Raw genomic sequence first — 8,495 nt, forward strand, 5'->3', positions numbered from 1 at the left:
ATATCCTAGTCCTTCGGAGCTTGATTGAAGTTCGAATGTCATTTTCAGTAAAACAAACAATTCTCTGGCAGTAATATTGAATAATGGGTTAACTACAGGATGTGAAGCACACAGATTTAAATAAAAGAATGGTTTTTCCGAAGTCTTGGCCGAAAATCTAAGTACATTTTTTAATGGCTTATCTTCTTTGGGGCAAAATACAAAGCACGCGCATTTTTTTTGTATAAACTGAAGATAAAACAACCCCAAAAATTGCCCCTTTCCCGTGCCAGTCAGGCCTAAAGTCTGATAGTTTGGATGAGTCGCAACCTTAAAATCTATCAAAATAGGTTTATCAGCAGATGATAGGCCCACACAAATCAGTGACTTCCCCTTTGTTGACTTCAGTACCCTTGCAATAAAGTTTTTACTCTTAGGCCGCTTGGGTAGAAGTTTTACAACATTGTCGAAATCTGGAAAATCGTAATATTCGTTTACGGTTTTAGACACACTTTCTATGAGAGACGAGAACCAAGGCTCTATATAACGCTTAATGCAGAAATAGATAACAAAGGCACCAATGGAACCGATCAACATCCCCAGCGAAGCGTTATTCAGTATTGCTATGCAAAACTCTTTGTAAATGTTCCATGGTTTACCAGTATTGATATAGCTTGAAAGTAAATATTTACTAAACAAGAGGACAATTCCAACACTAGCTAAAAGTGTAGTAAACGATAGTGCTGAAAAGACAAAACGGAGTGCTCTGGTTATGAGGGTCTGGTCTGCCCTTAAAAAAGATTTACCTGCAACAATTAATGAAATCGCAAACAAATAGCCGGACACGAGAAGCGTCACAGTTAACTTGTCAGATGTCGCAATAGATAAGCATTGCCACAATGCATCTCGGGTTAAAGAGTTAATTTCACTGACTTGGAACAGAAGTAATTTGTTTGTCCCGATTGATAGTGGTTTCTGTTGAAATAACGCTTCTAGCATAATTAGAACCTCGATAGTTTTCAAAAATTGCGTACATCACTTAATGTGCTAGTTTTTTTGGCTGATAAGCTTAAAATAGTAATTTTTTCTTGTTTTTATTTTAACTGATTGAAAATTAAGTGTATTTTTATTGTGATGTAACGTTCATTAGCCGCGCATTCAGCGCTCTAGATGAGATCTACATTCTTTTGTGCAGGAGAAGCGCTCCCAAGCGCTGATAGAGAGATTGTCACCCCAGTGACAGACGAAAGGTCTGCAGGCCGCCGTCGGAGGGAGTGAAACGAGCGGCAGACCAACTGTGTTTTAAATGATGCAATCAGCCGAAGGCCGGTCGAAATTCCCGTCAGTTTCGGAGCGTAGCGACTCGACCGTTTCAAACGCAGTTGGTCGGGCGGCACGACCGGCGGCGGCATCGGGTGAATTTTGTTGAAACGGAATGTCCAGTGAAGTGCAGACAAAAGAGGGTGGGAGGTCATAGGCCTCGCGTGTAATTTACCCTCCATCATTGCATGAATCGTTCAGAGAAAAGCGATGATTCTCCATGTATTCATGTTTAATAAATATATTTAAAAAGTAGGTTGATGTGCGTAACGTTCTTATTAAATGGCTTCAACCGTACGAATTCATATTTATTTTTAAGTGGTTAAACCAAGGATTCAAAAAAAGTAATTCAACGCACCGGTTCTGTAGTTTTATGGTTTTATACTCACTACTAAAGTATAGTGAAATTAAGTATTTGTGGTAGTCTCTGCTTTGCAATACACACAGAATAAAAAAGTATTACTGAGTTCTGATTGAACCAGCGTCAAGGTGAAATGGAGTTTCTTAAACATGGCATCCTCTATCCAGCAAAGTAACTTTGGGTTTCTACAAGAGCATGATTCACTTTTAGTGGAAATTGCCTCCTCTGCTGAAAAAGCCTTCTCGAGCGATCCTAACACAACGTTAATGAAGCTTAGGCAACTGGGTGAGGCGCTGGCACAACACATTGCAGCATTGGTTGGAATTGAGTTTGACGATAAGACTTCCCAGGCTGATTTAATCTACAAAATAAACCGTGAGTTACAGCTAGAGCCGGTAGTCAGAGAGTTATTCCATACTCTTAGAATGGAAGGTAACAAAGCAATCCATACGTTTAGAACTCAGCACAAAGAAGCCATGAATGGTTTAGTGGTTGCACGTAAACTAGCCATATGGTTTCACCAGTCTTTCGGAAAATCAGGGGTTCAATTTAAACCTGGCCCTTTTATTCCACCTACAGACCCCAGCGAACAGTTACGTCAGTTACAGTCTGAAATTGCAAAGTTAAAAAGTGATTTAGAACAAGCCAATGTTGACTTGGATTCCAGTAATCAACTTCATGCGCTCGTAGCTAAAGAAAAAGCAGAGTATGAAGTATTGGCAATGGCAATGGACGAGGAATCTCGATCTTTGGCGAAGCAAGCGTCTGAACATGAAGATGCCTTACAAGCACAACGTAAGGATTACGAAACAAAAATAAAGGCACTTCAAGCTCAGCTAGCGGCGGCTGATGAGAAAACGCAAACTGCCCAACGCAGTCAGATAAACAAAAATACACAGGCGGCAACGCAACACATTGTGTTGGATGAAGCGCTAACCCGCATTTTAATCGATCAGCAACTGTTAGAAGCGGGTTGGACAGCCGATAGCGAAGCGCTTACTTATAAAAGTGGGGCTCGACCAGAAAAAGGCAGGAATATTGCTATTGCTGAATGGCCTACTGAACATAATGGCGAAAAAGGTAGAGCAGACTATGTACTGTTTTACGGTTTAACGCCCATGGCCGTGGTTGAGGCGAAGAAAGAAAACACCAACGTTGCAGGAAAAATTTCGCAAGCGGAACGATATAGCAAGGGTTTTAGTGTTTCACCCCCTATGCTGGGCGCATGGGAATTAGCAGGTTTAACAATTGCCTGGCCTAATGAGCAAGAAAGCCATTATAAAATCCCGTTTGTCTACTCCTGCAATGGTCGCCCATATGTTCCTCAGCTGGCTGAACAGTCTGGAACCTGGTTTCGTGATGTGCGCGAACCTGCCAATACTAAGCGTGCACTCCCTAAGTTTCATACGCCGGAAGGCTTAATCGACAAACTCAAACGCAGTAAAGAAGAGGCTGAGAAAAAACTAAAAACTGAGCCATTCGGCTATTTAAAAGTTCGCGATTATCAGCAAAAAGCCATTATTGCGGTGGAAAATACGCTAGCGAAAGAAGTACGCACGGCGCTGTTAGCTATGGCTACCGGTACGGGTAAGACGCGCACCATCATTGGTTTGATGTACCGGTTTCTAAAGGCTGAGCGATTTAAGCGTATTCTATTTTTGGTAGATCGCACCGCACTTGGTCAGCAAGCCATTGATGTTTTTAATGAAGCACCACTAGAACAAAACCATACCTTATCTAAAATCTATAATGTTGCAGAGCTGGGAGATATGGCTGCTGAGGCTGAAACGCGTGTGCAGGTAGCAACTGTACAGGCCATGGTAAAGCGCATATTTATGAGCGATAACCCGCCACCGTTAGACCAGTTTGATTGTATTATTATTGATGAAGCCCACAGAGGGTATACGCTCGACCAGGAAATGACCGAAGGCGAAATCGCTACGCGGGATGCGAGTCAGTATCTTTCCAGTTACCGCCGGGTGCTCGACTATTTTGATGCCGTCAAAATTGGCTTAACGGCAACGCCAGCAAAACACACCAGCGAAATTTTCGGCACACCTGTTTATACCTATTCATACAGGGAAGCGGTAGCGGATGACTGGCTAATAGATCACGAACCACCTATTCGATACGAAACATTACTCACGCAAAACGGGATTAAATTTGCCAAAGGTGCCGAAGTTAGTGCCATTAACACCCAAACTGGTGAAGTACAAAGTGCAGAGCTAGACGATGAACTTAATTTTGAAGTGGAAGCTTTTAATCGCAAAGTAATTAATGAAAACTTCAACAAAGTGATTTGTCAGCAACTGGTTCAAGAACTCGATCCGTTCGGGGATGAAAAAACTCTGATTTTCTGCGCAACCGATTTGCATGCCGATATGGTAAAGCGACTTTTAGACGAAGCGTTTAAAGACCTTTATAACGGTGAATATAACCAAGCGGCAGTGGCTAAAATGACCGGGCAAAGCGACAAAGTAGAACAGCTCATTCGACAGTATAAAAACGAACGCTATCCAAATATTGCTATTACTGTAGACCTACTGACCACCGGTATCGATGTTCCCAAAATTTGTAACCTCGTTTTTATGCGGCGGGTTAAATCACGGATTTTGTATGAGCAAATGATTGGCCGTGCTACCCGCCGCTGTGATGACATTGGTAAAACGGTATTTCGAATTTACGACCCGGTGGATATTTATGCCGCGTTGGCCGATGTTAATACCATGAAGCCATTGGTTAAAGATCCCAATATTACGTTGGAACAATTGGTACACGAAATCACTAATCCGCAACAATTGGAACGCGCGTTGAATGCACCCGGTGATGCGCCTGAGCAAAGCCATGCTGATGTGGTGTTAAGTCAACTCAGTCAAAAAGTGATGCGCGTAATGCGAAAGGCCGATAAAAAAGCCGAGAGCAAACCAGTACTTAAACAAAAACTTGATGAATTATAGGGTTTATGGGGCGTCGAGCCCAAAAGCCTGCATAAACACTTACACGAGCTTGGGCCTAAGCTAGCTGCGGCTTTTATTACAAAACATAGCGGTTTGATAAATCAGTTGGCAGAAGTGAATGAGTTACTCGGCAGTGAACGCCAGCCTATAATTTCTGAACATCATGATGAGATAAGAGAACGCACCCAAAGCTACGGTGTACATCAAAAGCCAGAAGATTATCTGGACAGCTTTAACCAGTTTATAAAAGAGCAGCTTAACCAAAGTGCAGCTCTTGCGGTAGTGGTAAATAAACCTCGAGATCTGACTCGCGACCAACTAAAAGAAATTAAACTATTACTTGATGGTGCAGGATACTCAGAGGCTAAACTACAAAGCGCTGTACGCAACCAAACTAACCATGATATTGCAGCAAGCATCATTGGCCATATTCGCCGCGCAGCATTCGGCGAGCCATTGGTACCCTTTGAAAAACGTGTTGCACAGGCTATGTTGCGAATATTTGAAAGTCATAACTGGTTACCTGCACAGCGCAAATGGCTTGATCGCCTGGCAAAACAACTGGTTCACGAAGTCATTGTTGATAGAGAATTCGTAAACAGCCGATTTGCAGAGCAGGGCGGAGCAAAGCAGCTGGATAAAGTACTGGGTAACCAGCTGGATACAATACTGGATGGACTGAGTGATACAATTTGGCCTTCCCAAAGTGCATAAACTTTATATGTATAAGTAAACAGAAAAACTATACATGTTATAAAGTACATGTATAATTTTTTGCAAAATCTATACATATACAGTTCTAAATGTATAAAAAGGACATAATATTAATCATGACTGCATCTATCCCATTGTTACCACTTGATAATATAGAGCAGTGGGAAACCCGCGCAGTACTCAAAAAAGTGGCTGAAGCTCACCGATATCTGGCCGAATTAAAGGGTGTTGCCGCCAGCATTCCCAATGAAGCAATACTAATCAATACGCTTGCCTTACAGGAAGCAAAAGACAGCTCGGAAGTGGAAAACATTGTAACCACGCATGACGAGCTTTATAAAGCTAACTTATTTGAAGAAGCCATTACTAGCCCTGCAACCAAAGAAGTGCAGGATTACGCAGTAGCATTAAAGCTGGGCTTTCAAGCAGCACGGCAAAGTAAACTCATTCGCTTAAGTGACATCCTTGCCATCCAGCAAAACCTGGAGCACAACAACGCAGGCTTGCGAAAGCTACCCGGTACAGATTTAAAAAATGCTCGTACGGGGGAAGTAGTGTACACCCCGCCACAACATGCAGACGAAATAACGGCGCTAATGGATAACTTGGTGCAATTTATTAATAACGATGAGTTATGCGATGCAGACCCGCTGGTAAAAATGGCCATCATCCATCATCAGTTTGAAAGCATTCACCCATTCTACGATGGCAATGGCCGCACAGGGCGGATCCTGAATATTTTGTACTTGGTGGTTAAAGACTTGCTTAACCTGCCAGTACTGTATTTAAGCCGTTTTATTATTCAGCACAAAGCAGATTACTATAATAATTTGCAGGCCGTGCGTGATACCGGTAACTGGGAACCCTGGATAGCCTTTATGCTTGGTGGCGTTATCGACACAGCGCAAAACACAATTTCACTCATTACCGAAATGAAAAGCCTGATGGCTAATGTGAAACACGGTATTCGTGAACAATTGCCCAAAATCTATAGCCAGGACTTACTCAACAACTTGTTTCATCACCCCTATACCAAAATCGATTTTATCATCGAAGAGCTAGGGGTAACGCGAATAACCGCTACTAAATATTTAGAGCAACTAGTAGAACACGGCTTTTTAACCAAACAAAAAATTGGCCGCGCCAACTACTACATTAATGAGCCGTTGTGCAAAGTACTGATAGCACACAGTTAAGAACCAAATTATTAATTAAGAGACACACATGACAAATAACGATATCGTTCAAAAACTCTGGAACCTCTGCGACGTGCTGCGAGACGACGGCATTAATTATTCAGATTATGTAACCGAGCTGGTACTTCTGCTATTTATTAAAATGGTGCACGAAAACACAGAAGCGGGAGTATTAAAACGCCATCCTTTACCAGGGGGATGTCGTTGGACAGACATCAACGAAAAGTCGGGTATTAATCTGCTAAATGACTACAAACGCATTCTATTAAGCCTTTCAACAGGTAAAGATTCAGACGGCAATATTGTGCACGAAGACCACTTATCAGTGCAATCTACGCCGATGCACAAACTCGACTGCGTGAACCACGCCATCTAGAACAAATGATCAAAACCCTCGACCATATTGATTGGTTTAGCGCCCAAAAAGACGGGCTAGGCGATTTGTATGAGGGGCTTTTAGAAAAGAACGCTTCGGAAACAAAATCCGGGGCAGGTCAGTACTTCACTCCACGTGCGCTAATCAACAGCATGGTGCGCTGCATTAAGCCGCAAGTTGGCGAAGTGATACAAGATCCAGCGGTAGGCACAGCTGGATTCTTAGTTGCCGCCGACCAGTATATGCGTGAGCAAACTGATGATTACTTAGAACTTTCTGCTAAAGAAGCTGATTTCCAGAAAAACAAAGCTTTCGTTGGCGTTGAACTGGTACCTAATACCCGACGCTTAGCGTTAATGAATTGCTTACTGCACGGAATGGAAGGCGACGAAGAGGGCGTAGTGCACTTAGGAAATGCACTAGGCGATGCAGGGAAGGAGTTAAAACAAGCTGATATTATATTGGCAAATCCGCCTTTTGGTACCAGTAAAGGTGGTGAAGCATCCAATACCAGAGACGATCTCACTTACAAAACTACCAACAAACAACTGGCGTTTTTACAGCATATATATCGCAACTTAAAACCTGGTGGCCGGGCGGCAGTCGTACTGCCGGATAACGTACTGTTTGAAGCCGGTGTAGGTACCGATGTTCGCCGCGACCTAATGAATAAGTGCAATCTACACACTATTTTACGCCTGCCAACGGGTATTTTTTATGCTCAAGGCGTAAAAACCAACGTTCTGTTTTTTACCAAAGGTTCTGCAAAGGACAAACACCAGGAAGAAAACTGCACTGAAAATGTGTGGGTATATGACCTGCGCACAAACATGCCCAGTTTTGGTAAACGCAGCCCCTTTGGTAATGCAGATATTGGCTTTACACTCGATGAATTTGGTAAAGACCTGCACCTAGGTGCTTTTGAAAAGGTCTATGGCGAATCTTCAGATGGCATAAATAGCCGAAGTGAAGGTGAATACAGCTTTGGTGCACAAGACATTGAAGTAGACAAGGAAGTCGTTGAGGAAAACCAAGGTATTGATGAACGTCTTGCGCACTCCCGCTGGCGCTGCTTTAGCCGTGACTGGATACGCGAAACAAAAGGCGATTCTTTAGATATTTCCTGGTTAAAAGATAAAGATAGTGTGGATGCGGCAGATTTGCCTGAGCCAGATGTTTTAGCTCGAGAAGCTAAAGGTGAGCTGGAAGAGGCGCTAAAGGAAATTGATGCGTTATTGGTAGCTTTGGAAGGTGCGAGCTGATGGCTATACCGGCATCTTGGAAACAAACTGAACTTAGTGAAATTCTGCTTTCGATAATTGGGGGCGGAACACCAAGTAAATCCATTCCAAGCTACTACGAAGGTAATATACCTTGGATGAGTGTAAAGGATATGAACAAAAGTATCCTACAAGATACTGTTGACCACATTTCAGAAGAAGCTGTAAAGAACAGCAGCACTAATGTGATTCCTTCAGGAACACCTATTGTTGCGACTAGAATGAGTCTAGGGAAAATTGTTGTCGCAAATTTTGATTCTGCAATCAATCAGGATCTGAAAGCATTGTTTCCTGCTAGTGGTGTCAATCACG

General features: G+C 42.8%; 3 protein-coding genes and 2 pseudogenes. 4 read left to right on the forward strand and 1 reads right to left on the reverse strand.

The annotated features are described in order from the left end of the window. On the reverse strand, window positions 1–978 hold a 978-nt coding region (locus tag AAC006_RS21030; protein ID WP_339892488.1), incomplete at its 3' end, for a hypothetical protein. 831 nt (window positions 979–1,809) lie between these two features. Here AAC006_RS21030 and hsdR point away from each other — a divergent pair. The 4 genes and pseudogenes from hsdR to AAC006_RS21050 all read left to right on the forward strand — a co-directional run. Beyond that, a pseudogene (gene hsdR, locus AAC006_RS21035) lies at window positions 1,810–5,331 on the forward strand (type I restriction-modification system endonuclease). A 116-nt stretch (window positions 5,332–5,447) separates the two neighbouring features. Beyond that, a complete protein-coding gene (locus AAC006_RS21040) occupies window positions 5,448–6,527 on the forward strand; it encodes a Fic family protein (RefSeq protein ID WP_013783559.1) in 1,080 nt (359 codons plus the stop codon). Window positions 6,528–6,555: 28 nt separating this feature from the next. Continuing rightward, window positions 6,556–8,165: pseudogene (locus AAC006_RS21045) on the forward strand (N-6 DNA methylase). Then, the coding region (locus AAC006_RS21050; RefSeq protein ID WP_339892490.1) for a restriction endonuclease subunit S at window positions 8,165–8,495 on the forward strand (331 nt) is incomplete at its 3' end. The pseudogene AAC006_RS21045 and the gene AAC006_RS21050, both read left to right, overlap by 1 nt.

The organism is uncultured Alteromonas sp. (assembly GCF_963976965.1).
Lineage (GTDB): Bacteria > Pseudomonadota > Gammaproteobacteria > Enterobacterales > Alteromonadaceae > Alteromonas > Alteromonas naphthalenivorans.

Coding starts and splice junctions, on each gene's coding strand:
- AAC006_RS21040 (WP_013783559.1), top strand. CDS start 5,448: ATGACTGCATCTATCCCATTGTTACCACTTGATAATATAGAGCAGTGG.